Genomic DNA, 17,864 nt, shown 5'->3' on the forward strand with positions numbered 1-17,864 from the left:
ACAAGATCATCGCCACAAGTCACAAGGCCGCATCTACCCCGGCCTAACCCAGCACAGCCGCACCCAGCAGCCGCGCCGGCACATCACCGCCGCATGAACGGCGGCACGTCCACCTCGTCATCCGGGTCCTCGGTGACCGGCACCGGCCGAGAAGGCAACGACCCGTTCGGCGAAAGCGACCGAGGCACAGAAGGCACGTACCCGTTCCCCTGAGCCGGCGAGGGCTGCGGCGGCACAGTCGTCTGAGGCTGCTGCACAGGCGGAGCCTGCCGAACCTCGGGCTGCGCCTGCTGCACGTGCTGCACCGGCTGCTGAACCGGAGGCGCCTGCACGGGCGGCGGAGTCTGCGCCACCGGCTGCTGGACGTGCGTGGGCACCGCGGTGGCAGAGGCGATGGGTCCGGTAGCGGTCCGAGGCTGCGAGGACAGCGCCGTCGGCTCCAGCTTCTTGTGCGTGGGGCCGCCGCTGTCGAAGCCGGCCGCGATCACCGTGACCCGGACCTCGTCGCCCAGGGAGTCGTCGATGACCGTACCGAAGATGATGTTCGCGTCCGGGTGCGCGGCCTCCTGGACCAGCGACGCGGACTCGTTGATCTCGAAGAGGCCCAGGTCGGAGCCGCCGGCGATCGACAGCAGCACGCCGTGCGCGCCCTCCATCGAGGCTTCCAGCAGCGGCGAGTTGATGGCCTTCTGCGCGGCCTGCACCGCTCGACCCTCTCCTCTGGCCGAGCCGATGCCCATCAACGCCGAACCCGCGCCGGACATGACCGACTTGACGTCGGCGAAGTCCAGGTTGATCAGACCGGGGGTCGTGATCAGGTCGGTGATGCCCTGGACACCGGAGAGGAGCACCTCGTCCGCGGACCGGAAGGCGTCCATCAGGCTGACGCCGATGTCGCCGAGCTGCAGCAGCCGGTCGTTGGGGATGACGATGAGCGTGTCGCACTCGTTGCGCAGGGCCTGGATGCCGTCTTCCGCCTGCTTGGCGCGGCGCTTGCCCTCGAACGAGAACGGGCGCGTCACCACGCCGATGGTCAGTGCGCCGAGCTTGCGGGCGATCGAGGCCACGACCGGCGCGCCGCCGGTGCCCGTGCCGCCGCCCTCACCCGCGGTCACGAAGACCATGTCGGCCCCCTTGAGGACCTCCTCGATCTCCTCGCGGTGGTCTTCGGCGGCCTTGTGGCCGACCTCGGGGTTCGCACCCGCGCCGAGGCCACGCGTCAATTCGCGGCCGATGTCGAGCTTGACGTCGGCATCAGACATCAGCAAGGCCTGGGCGTCGGTGTTCACCGCGATGAACTCGACGCCCTTCAGCCCGACCTCGATCATGCGGTTGACGGCGTTGACGCCGCCTCCACCGATGCCGACGACCTTGATCACCGCGAGATAGTTGTGCGGGGGCGTCATCGGATCCGCCTTCCTGATCGTGGTCCGCGCTGTGCTGGGTGAGATGCACCCGGATTGAAACTCTCAACCTCTCATCGAGGTTCAGAGTTATGTCAACCCCATATGTTCCTGCTGGACGGTAAGCACCGACGGTGCGTCGGTCCAGCAGCCACGCCGTAGGGTCCCAACACTGTGCGCTACTACTCCCCGGTCGTGCCGTCAAGTAGTTGCGCGCGATCCTGAGGACGACGCACCGCAAGCCTAGTCGGACGTCGAATGAGAGATCGTCTCGCCCATCCCTACGTCACTTCCACACCTTTCCAGGCGTCCCGTCGCCACCGTCGGTAGATGGGGATGAAGATGCTGAGCGTCGTGCTGGCCGCGATCGCTCTGGGGGCAGTGACGGCCGCACCCGCGAGTGCGGCGCCGGAAGGCAATCCGATCATCGAGATCAGCAGTGTCGCGCACGGCCAGTGCCTGCAACCGAACCCGCGGGACGGCCTGCACGAACTCGCCGCCTGCGACGACACGCCCAGCCAGCGCTTCGAGCAGATCCCGCTGGGCAACGACCGACATCTGCTGCGCAACCTCGGCACGCGCTCGTGCATGGACACGACGTTCGGGCTGTGGCACGACGTCTGCGACGACGAGGCGGAGACGACCCAGTTCGCCGAACTGGTGCCGGACGTGGCGGGCACGGTGCGGATCAAGTTCGGTCAGGTCTACGCCGACACCACGGAAGGTGTGTGGACCTGGGAGTTCGCCGACACGAACCACCAGCGCTGGCGGGTGCGGCAGACCGGCACCGCGGTGCCCGTCGACACCGCCGGCCAGATCGTTCGCATCGCGAGCGTGCACGACACCAGCTACGGCTGCGTGACGCCGACGGGATACAGCTCGTCGGTCTACCACCAGCCCTGCGCGGACGTGCCCGAGCAGAAGTTCCAGCGGATCGAGATCGGTGGCGACACCATGCTGCGCAACATCGCGTCGGGCAAGTGCGTCTCAGCGAAGCACGGAGGCATCAACGCCTACGAGTTCGACTGCGACCCGGCCGACGCCCAGCAGCTGTGGACGTTCGAACCGGTCAGGACCGGCGACTTCCGCATCCGGCAGTCCTCCGACCAGCGCTACCTCATGCCGGTCGGGCGGGAGCTGTGGATCAACACCCGCGGCAGCACCTACACCACCTTCGAGAGCTGGACCATCAGCGTCGCCTAGTCCCCGACGGTGCCGTCCAGCAGTTCCCTGACGACGTCCAGCTGACCGGCGTGCCGGGCGGTCTCCTCGATGACGTGGGCGAGCACCCATCGGGCCGAGACCGCCCGATCGCCCCGGAACGGCACCTCGGCGTCGAGCTCCAGGCCGGCGAGGATCTCCCGGCTCACCGAGCACTGCGCGCGGTAGTCCGCGAGGAACCCCGCGAGGGTCTCGCCCTCCTCCACGCGCCAGTCCGCGTCGGGGTCCTCCATCGTGTACGGGGCCCGCGACGCACGTCCCGCGAGCACCACCTCGAACCAGTGGTGCTCGACCCACCGCACGTGCTTCACCACGCCGGCCGCCGTCGTGAGCTTCGACGGCAGCACCGCCCGCGACGCGTCGCCGTCGGCCAGGCCCTCGACCTTCAGTTCGATCGTGGCGCGCAGGTAGTCCAGCAGGGCCGTGTACGTCGCGCGCTCATCGGCGACGAGTGGTGGTGCGGTGCGTGTCATGCGGCGCAGCCTGCATGAGGGTCAACGCGGCCGCACCGCATTTATCCGCCGGGCCGCGAGCCGTCCGGAGATCAGGACCGGCGGCACACCGACACCCGGTGTGGTCCCCGCGCCCGCCAGCGCCACGTTCTCAGCGCCTCGCACGACGTTGCGCGGCCGGAACGGTCCCGTCTGCGCGAAGGTGTGCGCGAGCCCGAACGGCGTCCCCGCCGCGTTGCCCCAGTCCGCGGGCGTCACGAGCACCTCGTCCCGCACCGCCGCGCCGAAGCCGTCCAGCCCGCGCGCTTCCAGCGTCCGCACCAGCTCGTCGCGATAGCGGGGTCCGACGCGTTTCCAGTCGATCGGTCCGGTCCTGAGGTTCGGACACGGCGCCAGCACGTAGTGCAGCCCGTCCCGCGCGTGCGTGACGAGCAACGACGGATCGGACATCAACCGTCCCTTGTGGACGATCTCGTCGAACGTGCCCCGCCACGCCGCCCCGAACAGGATGTTGTGGTGCCCGAGGTCCCACGTGCGGTCCGTCGCGGCGTGCAACACCACCGCAGATGGCGACCACCGATGTGGCAGCACCCTCTGCGGAGACTTCCCGAGCAACCGGTAGGCGTCCGGCAGCTCACACGCCAACACCACCGCGTCACACTCGATGCGCTCCTCAGCGGTGTGCACGGCCACCACACGCGCACCTCGCCACTCCAGCCGTGTGACCGTTGCGTCGTAACGGAACTCCGCGCCGTGCTTCGTCGCAGCTGCGGCCAGCGCCTGAGGCACCGCATGCATCCCGCCGCGCGGGTAGTACACGCCCGCGATGGTGTCCATGTACGCGATGACCGCGTACGCCGCGAGAGCCCGCTGTGGCGGCACACCGGCGTACAAAGCCTGGAACGAAAAGAGTCTGATCAGCCGTTCGTCCCGCAAGAATCGCCGCAGCCGAGGTTCCAGCCGCCCGAACCCGCCCAGCGCCGCCAGCTTCACGAGCTCCGGCCGCAGCAGGTCGAACGGCGAGTCGAAGTTCGCGCCGATGAAGTGCTCGCGCTGCACCGAGTACAGCTCACCGAGCCATCGTCGCAGCTCCCGGTACCCGGCCGCTTCCCTTGCGCCGCAGACGGTGCGGACCTCGTCCTCCATCGCGGCCGCATCGGTGTGCACCGCGATACCCGACCCGTCCGCGAACCGGGCGCGATAGGCGGGATCGACCCGTTCGAGCGTCAGCCAGTCGGAAAGCCGTTCCCCCACCGCATCGAACGCCTCCTCCAGGTACTCGGGCATCGTCAGCACGGTCGGCCCGCTGTCCGCGGTGAACCCGCCGACGCGAACGGTGCCGGCCCGGCCACCCGGTGCGTCGGCCTTCTCGAGCACGGTGACCCGGCGACCGGTTCCCCGCAGGTGCAACGCAGAGGACAGTCCGGCGAGACCGGCGCCCACAACTACGACGTGGCCCGGCACGAGTACTTCCTTCGGGTGACAACGATCATTCTGGCTAATACCGCGAGTGGCTGTCCGATGAGCACGTTAGTCGTTCATCACCAGGAGGCATGTCTTGGCACCCGCACCCGCGTCCGTGCGTTCGCTCGTCATCGAGGCGATCGTGTTGGAACTCGTCACGAGCAGGCTGGGCAGCCTCGTCGTACGGGTCGCGATGGCGCGGCTGAGGCCGAACGGCTAGCGGCGATCCTCAGGAGAATCCCTTGTGCTCCCAGCCGAATCCTCGGTCCCCGTACCGGCGTTCGCGCCGGCTCCCGACGCCGTCAAGGCCGCCGGCACCACGGCGCTGACAGCACGACCTCGAACTGAAGGACCGCAGTGGAACCATTTCCACCAGTAGAGACCGTAGGACCGGAGCCACCACCGAAACGCCGGCCGCCGTGGCTGGCGATCGGCTTCGCGCTGGTGGCACTGACAGCGGGCGGACTCGGGTTCGGCTTCGGCCGTGCCTCAGCGGAGTGGGGCGCCCCCGACACGTTCTCCGTGGACGGCAGCATGACCGTCGCCGGGTACTGCGGGTCGGGTGGCTACAGCGACATGCGCGACGGCGCGCAGGTGGAGATCGTCAACCAGGACAACAAGGTGCTGGGTGTGTCCACGCTCAAAGAGGACAAGGGCAAGGACAGCTGCTACTTCACCTTCACGGTGCGGGACCTGCCCTCAGGCGAGCGCCTCTACGGCGCGAGCACCGGCAACTCCAACCGCGGTGTGATCTGGAAGACGCAACAGGAGGCCATGACAGAGGGCTTCCACCTGACTCTGGGCTAGGAAACCGTGGCCAGGTCAGGTGATGACACGTCGTAGGTCTTGCCCTCCCGTGTGAGCAGCACGAGCAGCACGGCCCCCTTGCGCGCCGTGTCGTCGGAGCTGCCCCACTTCACCACGCGGTCCCCCGTGAGCGTCAGCTTCACGTCGGCACTGGTCGTCGCCGCCACCGACACCACCTCGGGCCGCAGCTTCTCCGGCAGCCCGTTCACGACCCCGACCACGGCGCGAGTGGCCGGGTCCGAGGACGAGGGCAGGGTGAGCACCAGTTCGGGGACGCCCGGCGCGGCGGCCGGGAGGATCGCGTAGTCCTTGCCGGTGGAGTCGATCAGGTGGAAGCCGTCGGGCAGCTTCACCGAGCCGACCGGGGCGCGTTCGGTGATCAGCAGCCGGACCGTGCCGGGGAGCTGGCGTTCGACCTCGACCGCGGCGACGCGCGGGATGCCCGCCACGCGGTCGTGGATCTCCTGGAGGTCCAGGCGCACCAACGGGGAGCCGGAGTCGATCGCCGCGACGGCACGGACCTCGTCCTCGGTCAGCGCCACGTTGCCGCGGACGTCGACCTGGCGGACGCCCAGCAACGGCGTGAAGAACACGCAGTAGGCCAAGGCCAGCACGGAAATCACGGACAGCAACGCCACCAGGCGGCGGCGCAGGATCACCCTGCGCCGCGCCCGGTGCTCAGCACTCTTCGGTCTCCGGTTCGCGGAGCGAACTCGCGTGGACCTGCCGCGAACCGGTGCGCTCATGACAGGGCGCTGACGATCTCGGGGCCGAGCATCGTCACGTCGCCCGCACCCATGGTCACCACCAGGTCGCCCTCACGCACCAGTGACGCCACCAGCGCCGGCACCCGGTCGAACGAGGGCTCGTAGTGCACGGAAGCCGTGACCTGGTCCGCGATCAGGGCACCGGTCACGCCGGGCTCCGGCTCCTCGCGCGCGCCGTAGACGTCCAGCACGACGACCTCGTCCGCCAGCGACAACGCGGCGGCGAACTCGGTCGCGAACGTACGGGTCCTGGAGTACAGGTGCGGCTGGAACACCACGACGACACGGCCGGCACCCGCGACCGGACGCGCGGCACGCAGCTGTGCGTCGACCTCGGTCGGGTGGTGCGCGTAGTCGTCGTAGACGGACACGCCGTTGCCGCGGCCCTTGAACTCGAACCGCCGCCGCACGCCACCGAAGGCGGCGAGGCCTTCGAGCAGCCCGGCCTGGTCGGCACCGAGCTCCAGACCGGCCAGCAGCGCGGCGATCGCGTTCAACGCCATGTGCTCGCCCGGCACCGCGACCCGGACCTCGACCGCCACGCCGTCGATCTCGACCGACGCCAGGCCACCGGACTCGAGCGGCTTGTAGTCGACGAGACGCGCGTCGGTGGCCGAACGTCCGTACTCGCGCACCCGGATCCCACGCGCGCGAGCCTCGGTGATCAGCCGCGCCGCGCCGGGATCGTCCACACAGGACACCAGTACGCCGCCGGGCACGATCCGCTCCAGGAACGAGTCGAACACGGCCGTGTAGGCCTCGACGGTGCCGTGGTGGTCGAGGTGGTCGGCTTCGACGTTCGTCACGACGGCGACGGACGGCGAGAAGAACAGGAAGGAGCCGTCGGACTCGTCCGCCTCGGCCACGAACACGCCACCGGTGCCCTGGTGGGCGTTGGCGCCGGACTCGTTCAGGTCGCCGCCGATCGCGAACGACGGGTCGACGCGGCAGTGCTGCAACGCGACGGTGAGCATCGACGTGGTCGACGTCTTGCCGTGCGTTCCGGCGACACACACGACGCGATGGTCTTCCATCAACGCCGCGAGAGCCTCGGCACGGCGCAGCACGGTGATGCCGCGCTCACGGGCCGCCGCGTACTCCGGGTTCGTGTCCTTGATCGCGGTCGACACCACGACCTCGGTCGGACCGCCGACGAGCTGGTCCAGGTTCGACGCGTCGTGGCCGACGGCGATCCGCGCGCCCTGGGCGCGCAGGGCCAGCACGGTCCGCGAGTCCTTGGCGTCCGAACCGGACACCTGCGCGCCTCGGGCCAGCAGGATGCGGGCGATGCCGCTCATGCCGGCACCACCGATGCCGACGAGGTGAACTCGTTCGAGACTCACTTCTTGATCACCTCCAGCACGGAGCGGGCCAGGATCTCGTCCGCTTCGCGGCGGCCGGTGCCGAGCGTCGCGGCGGACATCTGCGCGAGCCGGTTGCGGTCCGCCATCAGCGGCACCACCAGCGACGCGACCAACTGCTGCGTCAGTTCCGAGTCCGGCACCAGCAGGCCACCGCCCGCGGAGACGACCGGGCCGGCGTTCAAAGCCTGCTCACCGTTGCCGATCGGCAGCGGCACGAAGATCGCGGGCAGGCCGACGGCCGACACCTCGGCGACGGTCATCGCGCCCGAACGGCACAGCACGGCGTCCGCGGCGGCGTACGCGAGGTCCATGCGCTCCAGGTACGGCACCGGCACGTACGCCGGAGCGCCCGGAACCTGTTGCACCGCAACGGAGTTCTTCGGGCCGTACGCGTGCAGCACGCCAACGCCGGCGCGGGCGAACTCCGCCGCCACGGGCGCCACGGCCTCGTTGATCGAACGCGCGCCCTGCGAACCGCCGAACACCAGCAGCACCGGTGCGTGCGGGTCCAGGCCGAAGAAGCGGCGGGCCTCGTCGCGCAACGCGGCGCGGTTCAGCGTCGTGATCGACTGGCGCAGCGGGATGCCGATGATCTCCGCGTCGGTGAGACCGGAGTCCGGCACGGCCGCGGCGACGTGCGCGGCGAACTTGGCGCCGACCTTGTTCGCGAGCCCGGCCTTGGCGTTCGCCTCGTGCACGACGATGGGGATGCGGCCACGCGCGGCCAGGTACGCGGGCAGCGCCACGTAGCCGCCGAACCCGACGACGACGTCCGCGCCGACGCGCTCCAGCACCTCACGGGTCTGCTTCACGGCGCCGCGCACGTTCAGCGGCAGCTTCAGCAGGTCCAGCGTGGGCTTGCGCGGCATCGGCACCGGCGGGATCAGCTCCAGCGGGTACCCGCGGGCCGGCACGATCTTGCTCTCGAGGCCGCGCGCGGTGCCGAGCGCGACGACGCGCGCGTCCGGCCGCAGCCGCATGACCGCGTCGGCCAGCGCCAGTGCCGGCTCGATGTGACCCGCGGTGCCACCACCTGCGACCACGACGCACGGACCACTGGGGGCAGGGTGCCCGGTCAAGACTTCTCCCAAATTGTCGGCGAAGAGATGATCGATCAGTTGTATCGCCCGCGACCGCGGGTCGACCGGCCTTGCTCTGAACGGCCCTGTGTCCGCCGCGATTCGCGGCGACGGTACTCCGAAGGCGGAGCGGAGCGTCCAGCCATACGACGTTCGTCGACGACCGGGAGTTGCGCGGTGCGCCTGCCCGGTGCGCGTGGAGGCGTGGACGGACGGACCGGCTTGCGCTTGGCGGGCGGCCGGTACGCCTCGGGAGCGGGCAGCCTGAGCAGCCCGCCGACCCGGCCGGGACCGAGCGAACGCAGCGCCGCCACGGCGTCGGGCTCGTGCCGGGCGCAGTTCGCGAGGATGCCGAACACCACCATGGTCGTCACGACCGAGGTGCCACCGGAGGAGATCAACGGCAGCGTGAGGCCCGTGACGGGCAGCAGCCGCACGACATAGCCGATGTTGATCGCGGCCTGCGCGACCAGCCACACCGTCAGCGTCGCGGACACGATCCGGATCCACGGGTCGGTGTTGCGCGACGCGATCCGCAGGCCGACCCACGCGAGCATGCCGAACAGCACCAGGACCAGCGCACATCCGACGAACCCGAGCTCCTCGCCGATGACGGCGAAGATGAAGTCCGACTCGACGTTGGGCAGGTACCGCCACTGCGAGCTCCCCCGCGCGAGGCCCTTGCCGAACAGGCCGCCCTCGGCGAGCGCGAACATCGCCTGACGGGCCTGGTGACCCGCGCCCTCGGGGTCGGCGTCGGGGTTGAGGAACGTCGTCACGCGCTGCAGCCGGTACGCGGCGCCGATCGCGAGGACGAAGGCACCCGCCACCGCGCCGCCGGCGATCACGCCGAACAGCCGCATCGGCGCGCCCACGAACCACAGCAGGCTGATCAGCACCACACCGAGCGTGATCGTGCCGCCGAGGTCGGGCTGCAGCATGACCAGCGCGAACACCAGCATCGCGACCGGCACGACGGGCACCAGCAGGTGCCGGTACTGCGAGAGCAACGCCCGCTTGGTGACCAGGACGTGCGCGCCCCACAACGCCAGCGCGAGCTTCACGGCCTCGATCGGCTGGAACGAGATCGGCCCGACGGTGAACCACGACCGGGCACCACCGCGGACGTCGCCCAGCGGCGTCAGCACCAGCGCCAGCAGCACCACGCCGATGGCCATCGCGGCCGTCGAGAAGTGCCGGAGCTTGCGCAACGGGAACCGCAGCATCACCCAGAACAGCACGGCGCCGATGCACACGTAGATCAGCTGCTTCTGGAACACGCTGTACGCGGACACGCCCGACGCGACCTGTCCCGGAGCCGACGCGGACAGCACCATCACCAGGCCGAGCACGGTGAGCATGCCGAAGATCGCGAGCAACAGGTGGAAGTCGGCCAGCGGCCTGCTCATCCACGACGTCAGACCGCTGCGCAACGAGGCGACGCGGCCCGCGGGACGAACCTTCCGCTTGCTTCTCGGCTTGTCGGCGACGACGGTCACCAGATCATCGTCTCCTGTGTCAAGCGCTCGAACGGGGATTCCTGGGGCGTGTCGCCCGTTTCGAACCCTACCGGCCACCCGTGAGGCGCTTTACAGCATCCGTGAACGCCTGTCCGCGATGTGCGTAGTCGCTGAACATGTCCATCGACGCCGCCGCCGGTGCGAGCAGCACCGTGTCGCCGGACTGCGCGAACTCCTGCGCGGTGCGGACGATCTCCTGCATCGGGTCCTCGTCGCCGGCGACGTCGAGCACGCGGACCGGCACGTCCGGCGCGTGCTTCGCCAGCGCGTCCGCGATGACCTGGCGATCGGCGCCGATCAGCACCGCTCCCCTCAGCCGATGGGCCTCGGTGCGGACCATGTCCTCGACCGACGCGCCCTTCAGCAGGCCACCGGCGATCCAGACCACGCTGTCGAACGCTCGCAGGGAGGCCACGGCCGCGTGCGGGTTCGTCGCCTTCGAGTCGTTGACGTACTTGACGTCCGCGGCGTCGACCGTGACGAGCACGGCACGGTGCGCGGCCGGTTCGAACGCCTCCAAGCCCTCGCGCACGGCCTCGGACGGCACGCCGTACGCGCGCGCCAGTGCCGTGGCGGCGAGAGCGTCGGCGATGCCGGGAGGGCCTGCCGGGCGGATCTTCGCGATCTCGACCAGCGCCTCGTCGTCGGCGAACGCGCGGTCGACCAGCCAGCCGTCGCGCACGCCGAGCTGGCCGTCCTCCGGTTCGTCGAGGGTGAAGCCGATCCGGTCCCGCGCGGGTGAGGCCTCCAGCAGGTCGCCGACGAGTTCGTCGTCGAGCCAGCCGATCGCCACCTCACCGGTGAGGATCTGGGCCTTGGCCTGCGCGTAGGCGTCCATGCCGCCGTGCCAGTCGAGGTGGTCCTCCGCGAGGTTGAGCAGCGCGCCCGCCTGCGGCCGGACCGAGGGCGCCCAGTGCAGCTGGAAGCTCGACAGCTCCACCGCGAGCACCCGGCGGCCCGCCAGCAGCGCGTCCACGACCGGCAGGCCGACGTTTCCGCAGGCCACGGCGTCCGCGCCGGCGGCGTGCAGGATCGACTCCAGCATGCCGACCGTCGTGGTCTTGCCGTTCGTGCCGGTCACCGCGAGCCACACCGGCGGGTCGGCGAGTTCGGTGCCCATCCGCCAGGCCAGCTCGACCTCGCCGATCACCTCGATGCCCGCCGACGAGGCGGCCGCGAGCAACGGGCTCGACGGCTGCCAGCCCGGACTCGTGACGACCAGCGACGTCCCGGCGGGAGGCTCGACCAGCCCCGGCACCAGTTCGACGCCTTCGAGCATGGTCTCCAGAGCCGCCAGCCGTTCCGGCGACGAGTCCGTCACCACGACCTCGGCGCCCGCCGCGAGCAACGCCTCCGCGGCGGACCTGCCGGTCACTCCAGCACCGGCCACCAGCACCTTTGTTCCGGCCAGCTTGGTCATAGCTCTAGAAACCGCCCGTCAGCCACTCGCTGTAGAACACGCCGAGACCGAACATGCAGCAGATGCCGCCCATCAACCAGAACCGGATGATGACAGTGGTTTCCGCCCAGCCGGCCAGCTCGAAGTGGTGGTGGAACGGCGCCATTCGGAACAGGCGCCGTCGTGAGGTGCGGAAGACCGCGACCTGCAACGCCACCGACAGGGCCTCCACCACGAACAGACCACCGATGACGATCATCAGCAGCTCGGTGCGGGTCGCGATCGCGAGACCGGCGACGAGGCCGCCGAGCGCGAGCGAGCCGGTGTCACCCATGAAGATCTTGGCCGGAGCGGCGTTCCACCACAGGAAGCCGATGCAGCCCGCCATCGCGGCCGCGGCGATCACCGCGAGGTCCAGCGGGTCGCGCACGTCGTAGCAGCCGGCCACGGCGTAGCTCGAGCAGTTGTAGCGGAACTGCCAGAACGAGATCACGACGTAGGTGCCGAACACCATCGCCGACGAACCGCCGGCGAGGCCGTCGAGGCCGTCGGTCAGGTTCACGGCGTTCGACCACGCGGCGACCATGCCGTAGCAGAAGACGATGAACCCGATGACGCCGAACGAGACCACGGTGATGTCGCGGACGAACGACAGGTTGACCGACGCGGGCGTCAGGCCGTCCTTGTTCGGGAACTGGAGCACCAGGATCGCGAACGTGATCGTCGCGATGAACTGGCCGACCAGCTTCGCCGTCTTGTTCAGGCCCAGGTTGCGGGCCTTGCGGATCTTGATGAAGTCGTCGAGGAAGCCGACGATGCCCAGCGACGTCGTCAGCATCAGCACGAGCAGGCCGGACGCGGTCGGGGTCTGGCCGGACGCCGAGGCCGACATCGAGTTCACGAGGTGCGTGCCGAGATAACCGGCCCACATCGCGACCAGGATGGCGAGGCCACCCATGGTCGGCGTACCGCGCTTGGTCTTGTGGTGCTGCGGACCGTCCTCGCGGATCTCCTGGCCGAAGCCCTGGCGAGAGAAGATCTTGATCAGGTAGGGCGTCAGCAGGATCGACACTGCCAGTGCGATCGCTGCGGCGATCAGGATGCTCTTCACTTGGTTCCTGCCTCCAGCAGGGCCTCGGCAATGCGCCACAGGCGATAGGCGTTCGATGCCTTGACCAGCACGACGTCACCGGGCCGGACTTCCCCCTGGAGCAGCGCGATCGCCGCGTCCGCGTCCGGCACCCTGACGGATTCGTCTCCCCAAGATCCTTCCAGGTGCGCACCCTGGTGCATCGCGCGGGCCGCCTCACCGACGACCACGAGCTTGCTGATGTCCAGGCGCACCACCAGGCGGCCGATCTCGTCGTGCTCGCGCACCGCGTCGTCGCCCAGTTCCGCCATCGGGCCGAGGACGGCCCAGCTGCGGCGGGCGGGCGTGGTGGCGCGCGAGATCGTCGCCAGCGCCTTCAACGCCGCCCGCACCGAGTCGGGGTTCGCGTTGTACGCGTCGTCGATGACGGTCACGCCGTCCGCCCGGTCGGTGATGACCATGCGGTGCGCGGAGACCCGTTCCGCCGCACCGAGCCGCTGCGCCACCTCGGCCGGCGTGGCGCCCAGTTCGAGGGCGATCGCGGCCGCGACCAGCGCGTTGCCCACCTGGTGCGGGCCGTTCAGCGACAGCTTGACCTGGGCGTCGCCCTGCGCGGTCTTCAGCGTGAAGCTCGCGCGGGCCTGCTCGTCCAGCTCGATGTTCTCGGCGCGGACGTCCGCGTTCGGGCTCTCGCCGACCAGGACGACCTTGGCCTTCGTGCGGCTGGCCATGCCCGCGACCAACTGGTCGTCGGCGTTCAGAATCGCGACGCCGTCTTCGGGCAGCGATTCGATCAGCTCGCCCTTGCCCTGCGCGATGCCTTCACGCGAGCCGAACTCGCTGAGGTGCGCGGTGCCGACGTTGAGCACGGCACCGAACTTCGGCGGCGCGATCTCGGTCAGGTTCGCGATGTGGCCGATGCCGCGTGCGGACAGTTCGAGCACGAGGAAGCGGGTGTCCTCGGTGGCGCGCAGCGCGGTCCACGGGTGGCCGAGCTCGTTGTTGAACGAACCGGGTGGCGCGATGGTCTCGCCCGTCGGGCTGAGCACCTGGGCGATGAGGTCCTTGGTGGACGTCTTGCCCGCCGAGCCGGTGATGCCGATGATCGTGAGGTCCTTGAGGCGGTCCGTCACGTGGCGGGCGAGCTTGGCCAGCGCTTCGAGCACCGCGGCGCCCTCGCCGGTCGTGTCGCCGGCGAGCACGTAGGCGTTGGCGTGCTTGGTCCGCACCGGCGGCGCGATCACCGCGGGAGCGTCGACCTCGCGGCCGGCCAGCACACCGGCCGCGCCCGACGCCACGGCCTGCGCGGCGAAGTCGTGGCCGTCCACGCGCTCACCGGGCAGTGCCAGGAAGAGGCCCCCCTCGGTGACCTTGCGGGTGTCGAACTCGATGGAGCCGGTGACCACCGGACTGCCATCGGTCGCGTGCAGGCGTCCGCCGACGATCTCAGCGATCTCGGCGAGCGTGAGTGCGATCAACGGTGCGCCTCTCTGATCGCGGCGGTCAGCGTCTCGACGTCCGAGAACGGTTGGATCACGCCGGCGATCTCTTGTCCCGTCTCATGTCCCTTGCCCGCCACGACGACGACGTCGCCCGGAAGAGCCAGCTCGACGGCCTTGCGGATCGCGAGCCTCCGGTCGCCGATCTCGAGCACCTCGCCCCTGTCGTGCGCGGCGAGGGCCCCTTCGAGCATGGCGGCCCGAATAGAGGACGCGTCTTCGCTCCTGGGGTTGTCATCGGTGATGATCAAAACCTCGGCCCGTTCGGCGGCGGCCTCGCCCATCAACGGCCGCTTGGCGCGGTCCCGGTCGCCACCGCAGCCGAGCACGATGATCACCCGGCCGTCGGTCTTGGCGCGCACGGCGTCGAGCGCGAGCGCGACGGCGGCGGGCTTGTGCGAGTAGTCGACGACGGCCGTGAAGTCCTGGCCCTCGTCGATCCGCTGCATGCGGCCGGGCACCTGGACGTTGCGCAGGCCCTCCGCGATCGCCTCGGCGCCGATGCCCTCCACGTGCAGGCAGGCGATGGCGAGCAGGGCGTTCGCGACGTTGAAGCTGCCCGCGAGCGGGAGGTGGATCTCGATGTCGAGACCGGGGCCGTGCGCGGTGAACGTCTGCTCACCGGTCGGCGACACCTGGATCTCGCTCGACGTCCAGTCTGCGGGCTTGGTCGTGGCGACGGTGATGGTGCCGGGCTTCACGAGCCGGTCGCCCCACTCGCCGTCGACGCAGACGACCTCCTTGCGCGCGCGGCCGTCGAACAGCTGCGCCTTGACCTGGAAGTACTCCTCCATGTCCGCGTGGAAGTCGAGGTGGTCCTGGCTCAGGTTCGTGAACGCGCCGATCTCGAACTCGGTGGCGGCGACGCGGCCCATGTGCAGCGCGTGGCTCGACACCTCCATCGCCACGTCGGTGACGCCGCGCTCGGCCATCACCGCGAACAGCGCCTGCAGGTCCGGCGCCTCCGGCGTGGTGTGCGAGCTGCCGAGCTGCTCGGTGCCGATGCGGGTGCCGACCGTGCCGATCAGGCCCGTGTTCTTCCCCGCGGCGCGCAGCACCGACTCGATCATGTACGTGGTGGTGGTCTTGCCGGACGTACCGGTGACACCCCACAGCTTGATCTTGGTCGACGGCTGTCCGTAGACGTGCGCGGCGAGCAGTCCCACGACCTCGCGGGGGCGTGGGTGGATCAGCACGGGCACGTCTTTGAGGGCGTCGCGGGCGGCTCCGGCCTCGTCCGTCAGCACGGCGACGGCACCGTTCGCGATCGCCGTGGCGGCGAAGTCGGCACCGTGCGCGTTGGCGCCCGGCAGCGCGGCGTAGAGGTCTCCGGCGACCACGTGCTGTGCACGCAGAGTAACCCCCGTCACCTGGACGTCGGCATGCGCTGGCCTGGTCAGGTGCACGTCGGCGACCGCGGCGAGAGCAGCCACGGAAGCAGGGCGAATGGCGTTGGGGCGGGGCGGGGCGGTCGCGACCTTGCCCTCGAGCTTGGCAGGCACGGGCAAGAGGCTACCGGCGTGCGCAGAGTGGTCGAGCGGCGCGTTGGCGTTCGGGTGATGATCAGCGGCTCTGGGCCGTTGGGGTGGCCCTCGTCGCTGGTCCTGTCCAGCGAGCCCGTCCGGCCGAACAAGTTACTGCCCCCTTTGTGACTTAGGGCCCTGTGAGCACCGGTGCGGCTGCGGTGAGGTAGGGAGCGGCAGGAGGCGGCGATGAAAACCAGCACGGCGGTGGAACCCAGGAGATTTTCCTTCTGGTCACCCGATTTCAGTCGTTCCGTGACAGTCGGAGTCGACACTTCCGAGTCCGCGTATCACGCTTTCGAGTGGGCCGCGCGGCACGCGTGGTCGCTCCGGACGGATCTTCAGGTGTACCTCGCGGACCCCGGCGACACGACGGTCCAGCGGGTCCTGGAACGACTGCCCATGCTCACCGCCCACTTCCGCCCGAGCGGAGACGACCCGGTGGCCGCACTGGTGAGGGCATCGGACTCCAGCGCGACCTTGGTCTTGGGGTGCAAAGGCGAACAGCACCGCAGCCTGGGGCTGGGCTCCCTCGTCCTCCCGGTGTTGCGCCGCGCGCGGTGCGGCGTCGTGGTGGTGCGCGGACGCCCTGAGGCGATCCGCGGCGAACACGGCTGGATCACCGCTGCCGTCGGCGGGTGCGAGGACCCGGTCGTGCTGCGGCGCGCGGTCGAGCTCTGCCGCACCCGCCGAGCGCGGCTCCGCCTGCTGCACATCCACCTGCCGGCCCAGCACGGCGACACGGTGCCGCGCGACGAGGCCACGATCCGCCGGGCCGTGTTGTTCCTGCGCACCACCGCTCCCGAACTGACCCCCGAAGTACTGGTGGAGTCACGGCATCCGCACGAGGCCCTGGCCGCACTGGACTCCGACCTCGTGGTCGTGGGGCGGGGCGGGCAGCACGACGGGGTCGGGCTGGTCACGCGGGCCGCGCTCTACCACGCGTCCTGCCCGGTGCTGGTGGCCCGGCCGGAGCCGATGCACGACGACCGCGCGAAGCTCTAACAGCTCTTGCGCAGCACCGTTCCGGTGGTGCCCGGCAGGGCGACGAAGGTGACCGGGGCGTTGTGCTCGTTGAACTGCGTCTCGGCGAGCCGCAGGGTGATCGGGGCGCTGCCCGTCTTGTTCGCGTTGACGATCACGGTGCCGCACTCGAAGTCGCGCTGGTGCACGTTCGCGGCCACCTCGTGGTGCTCGCCGAGCGGCGCGCCGAGGTCCCAGTCGTACTCGGTGCGCCACTGCGAGGGGCCGTCGTAGCGGTCGGTCTGATCGATCTCGGAGATCGCGGCGTGCTCGCCCTTGGCCAGCAGGTAGCTCGCGAAGGCGTAGCGGAACGGCTGCTCGGCGCCGCTGTGGTGCGGCTGGACCCAGGTGATCTTGCCCTTGGCCTCGTTGGCGGTGATCTGGGCGATCTGCCGGCTCCAGCCCTGCGAGTACTCGGAGAGCAGGTCCTTGTCGCCGAAGGTCAGCCACCACTCGTCGAAGCCGCCGTCGAGGTGTTCGACGTACGAGTCCCACGCGCCGTCGTGCAGGCGGGCGTTGGACATGTTCGCGACGGTCTTGAGGCCCGCGTCCACGAACTTCTGCCTGGTGTTGGCGAGCATGGAGCGGTAGGCCTCGCGCATCGACTCGTCGGTCGGGTACGCGGCCGGGCAGACGCCGTCGTGGTAGGTGTCGCAGGCGAACAGGGCGTTGTCCATGAACACGCCGTCGAAGACCTTGGCCGAGGACGCGACCACGTTGTCGGCCCAGGTGTTCTGGTAGCCGACGTTGCCGACGTCCATCTGCCAGTGGCCCTCGTAGCCGTCGTACTCGAAGCGCTTGCCCGTGGAGTCGAGCAGGAACCACGAGGGGTCGGCCTCGCAGTAACCGACACCGGTGGGGAGATCGGAATCGTCGGCGCCGTTCGAGCACGCATAGCTGCGCGTCGACGAGAGATCCTTGTAGACAAAGGTCTGGATCTTCGGATTGGCGGCCTTGAACTTCGCGGCAAGATCGGTTTCCCAGGCGTTGAGCACCACGTAGGAACGGCGCTGCGCCTCGGTGGCGATCATTTGATCATTTGTCGGGGTGCTGTTCATGTGCAGCCAGAAGGACTCGGTCTTCCATTCGTCCTCACCTGCTTGAGCTGCGGGAACCATCGTCACCGCCAGGACCCCTGCCAAGATCGAATATCCGAGGAAACGCACGCCAAACCCCATCTCGCCTTGCCACTCCGGTTTCGGAGTATTAGACGTGATGGATCGCGTCTCATTACGAAGAATTTTTCACTGTGA

At 69.6% G+C, this 17,864-nt stretch carries 16 protein-coding genes; 4 read left to right on the forward strand and 12 right to left on the reverse strand.

The genetic code is table 11. From position 1 onward, the window contains the following. Positions 1 to 83: 83 nt before the first annotated feature. Complete coding sequence (gene ftsZ / locus ACIRG5_RS16860; RefSeq protein WP_402905530.1) at positions 84 to 1,406, reverse strand: cell division protein FtsZ; 1,323 nt, start codon at positions 1,404 to 1,406, stop codon at positions 84 to 86. Between the two features lie 327 nt (positions 1,407 to 1,733). Here ftsZ and ACIRG5_RS16865 point away from each other — a divergent pair, with 327 nt between their 5' ends. Continuing rightward, the gene (locus ACIRG5_RS16865) at positions 1,734 to 2,606 is read left to right on the forward strand and encodes an RICIN domain-containing protein (RefSeq protein ID WP_402905532.1); all 873 of its coding nucleotides are present in this window, start codon (positions 1,734 to 1,736) and stop codon (positions 2,604 to 2,606) included. Here ACIRG5_RS16865 and ACIRG5_RS16870 read toward each other — a convergent pair. Continuing rightward, the gene (locus ACIRG5_RS16870; protein WP_402905533.1) at positions 2,603 to 3,097 is read right to left on the reverse strand and encodes a DinB family protein; all 495 of its coding nucleotides are present in this window, start codon (positions 3,095 to 3,097) and stop codon (positions 2,603 to 2,605) included. The two genes, ACIRG5_RS16865 and ACIRG5_RS16870, sit on opposite strands and share 4 nt — an antisense overlap. Positions 3,098 to 3,118: 21 nt before the next feature. Next, the gene (gene crtI / locus ACIRG5_RS16875) at positions 3,119 to 4,540 is read right to left on the reverse strand and encodes a phytoene desaturase family protein (RefSeq protein ID WP_402905535.1); all 1,422 of its coding nucleotides are present in this window, start codon (positions 4,538 to 4,540) and stop codon (positions 3,119 to 3,121) included. Between the two features lie 94 nt (positions 4,541 to 4,634). On the opposite strand from crtI, the gene ACIRG5_RS16880 reads away from it, so the two are divergent. Further along, positions 4,635 to 4,760: a hypothetical protein gene (locus ACIRG5_RS16880; RefSeq protein WP_402905537.1), complete on the forward strand. Its 126-nt coding sequence runs from the start codon at positions 4,635 to 4,637 to the stop codon at positions 4,758 to 4,760. A gap of 224 nt (positions 4,761 to 4,984) precedes the next feature. Then, on the forward strand, positions 4,985 to 5,347 hold the full coding sequence (locus tag ACIRG5_RS16885) for a hypothetical protein (protein WP_402905539.1): 363 nt from the start codon (positions 4,985 to 4,987) through the stop codon (positions 5,345 to 5,347). On the opposite strand, the gene ACIRG5_RS16890 is transcribed toward ACIRG5_RS16885, so the two are convergent. The 8 genes from ACIRG5_RS16890 to ACIRG5_RS16925 all read right to left on the reverse strand — a co-directional run bounded on the left by ACIRG5_RS16890 (position 5,344) and on the right by ACIRG5_RS16925 (position 15,567). Next, the gene (locus ACIRG5_RS16890; protein ID WP_402905541.1) at positions 5,344 to 6,093 is read right to left on the reverse strand and encodes a cell division protein FtsQ/DivIB; all 750 of its coding nucleotides are present in this window, start codon (positions 6,091 to 6,093) and stop codon (positions 5,344 to 5,346) included. The genes ACIRG5_RS16885 and ACIRG5_RS16890 overlap by 4 nt on opposite strands. After that, complete coding sequence (murC, locus tag ACIRG5_RS16895; protein ID WP_402905543.1) at positions 6,090 to 7,457, reverse strand: UDP-N-acetylmuramate--L-alanine ligase; 1,368 nt, start codon at positions 7,455 to 7,457, stop codon at positions 6,090 to 6,092. The genes ACIRG5_RS16890 and murC overlap by 4 nt, the downstream gene beginning before the upstream one ends. After that, positions 7,454 to 8,557, reverse strand: a complete 1,104-nt coding sequence (murG, locus tag ACIRG5_RS16900) for an undecaprenyldiphospho-muramoylpentapeptide beta-N-acetylglucosaminyltransferase (RefSeq protein ID WP_402905545.1) — start codon at positions 8,555 to 8,557, stop codon at positions 7,454 to 7,456. The genes murC and murG overlap by 4 nt, the downstream gene beginning before the upstream one ends. A gap of 35 nt (positions 8,558 to 8,592) precedes the next feature. Then, positions 8,593 to 10,056 carry a putative lipid II flippase FtsW gene (gene ftsW, locus ACIRG5_RS16905; RefSeq protein ID WP_402905547.1) on the reverse strand — a complete coding sequence of 488 codons (1,464 nt, stop codon included), beginning with the start codon at positions 10,054 to 10,056 and terminating at the stop codon, positions 8,593 to 8,595. 67 nt (positions 10,057 to 10,123) lie between these two features. Then, a complete protein-coding gene (gene murD / locus ACIRG5_RS16910) occupies positions 10,124 to 11,497 on the reverse strand; it encodes a UDP-N-acetylmuramoyl-L-alanine--D-glutamate ligase (RefSeq protein ID WP_402905549.1) in 1,374 nt (457 codons plus the stop codon). A gap of 4 nt (positions 11,498 to 11,501) precedes the next feature. Beyond that, on the reverse strand, positions 11,502 to 12,587 hold the full coding sequence (gene mraY, locus ACIRG5_RS16915) for a phospho-N-acetylmuramoyl-pentapeptide-transferase (protein WP_319977341.1): 1,086 nt from the start codon (positions 12,585 to 12,587) through the stop codon (positions 11,502 to 11,504). After that, positions 12,584 to 14,044 carry a UDP-N-acetylmuramoyl-tripeptide--D-alanyl-D-alanine ligase gene (murF, locus tag ACIRG5_RS16920; protein ID WP_402905551.1) on the reverse strand — a complete coding sequence of 487 codons (1,461 nt, stop codon included), beginning with the start codon at positions 14,042 to 14,044 and terminating at the stop codon, positions 12,584 to 12,586. The genes mraY and murF overlap by 4 nt, the downstream gene beginning before the upstream one ends. Further along, a complete protein-coding gene (locus ACIRG5_RS16925; protein WP_402905553.1) occupies positions 14,041 to 15,567 on the reverse strand; it encodes a UDP-N-acetylmuramoyl-L-alanyl-D-glutamate--2,6-diaminopimelate ligase in 1,527 nt (508 codons plus the stop codon). The genes murF and ACIRG5_RS16925 overlap by 4 nt, the downstream gene beginning before the upstream one ends. A gap of 276 nt (positions 15,568 to 15,843) precedes the next feature. Here ACIRG5_RS16925 and ACIRG5_RS16930 point away from each other — a divergent pair, with 276 nt between their 5' ends. Beyond that, positions 15,844 to 16,593 (forward strand): universal stress protein, encoded by a 750-nt coding sequence (locus ACIRG5_RS16930; RefSeq protein ID WP_402905554.1) that lies wholly within the window; start codon positions 15,844 to 15,846, stop codon positions 16,591 to 16,593. On the opposite strand, the gene ACIRG5_RS16935 is transcribed toward ACIRG5_RS16930, so the two are convergent. After that, the gene (locus tag ACIRG5_RS16935; protein ID WP_402905556.1) at positions 16,590 to 17,642 is read right to left on the reverse strand and encodes a putative glycoside hydrolase; all 1,053 of its coding nucleotides are present in this window, start codon (positions 17,640 to 17,642) and stop codon (positions 16,590 to 16,592) included. The genes ACIRG5_RS16930 and ACIRG5_RS16935 overlap by 4 nt on opposite strands. Between the last annotated feature and the right edge of the window lie 222 nt (positions 17,643 to 17,864).

The organism is Lentzea sp. NPDC102401, from assembly GCF_044765805.1.
Taxonomy (GTDB): Bacteria; Actinomycetota; Actinomycetes; order Mycobacteriales; family Pseudonocardiaceae; genus Lentzea; species Lentzea sokolovensis.

Bases quoted from the DNA above. Each gene is read 5' to 3' on its own strand.
- ACIRG5_RS16890 (WP_402905541.1), bottom strand. From the start codon at position 6,093: ATGAGCGCACCGGTTCGCGGCAGGTCCACGCGAGTTCGCTCCGCGAAC.
- ACIRG5_RS16870 (WP_402905533.1), bottom strand. From the start codon at position 3,097: ATGACACGCACCGCACCACCACTCGTCGCCGATGAGCGCGCGACGTAC.
- ACIRG5_RS16935 (WP_402905556.1), bottom strand. From the start codon at position 17,642: ATGATCGCCACCGAGGCGCAGCGCCGTTCCTACGTGGTGCTCAACGCC.
- ACIRG5_RS16865 (WP_402905532.1), top strand. From the start codon at position 1,734: ATGGGGATGAAGATGCTGAGCGTCGTGCTGGCCGCGATCGCTCTGGGG.
- ftsZ (WP_402905530.1), bottom strand. From the start codon at position 1,406: ATGACGCCCCCGCACAACTATCTCGCGGTGATCAAGGTCGTCGGCATC.
- murD (WP_402905549.1), bottom strand. From the start codon at position 11,497: ATGACCAAGCTGGCCGGAACAAAGGTGCTGGTGGCCGGTGCTGGAGTG.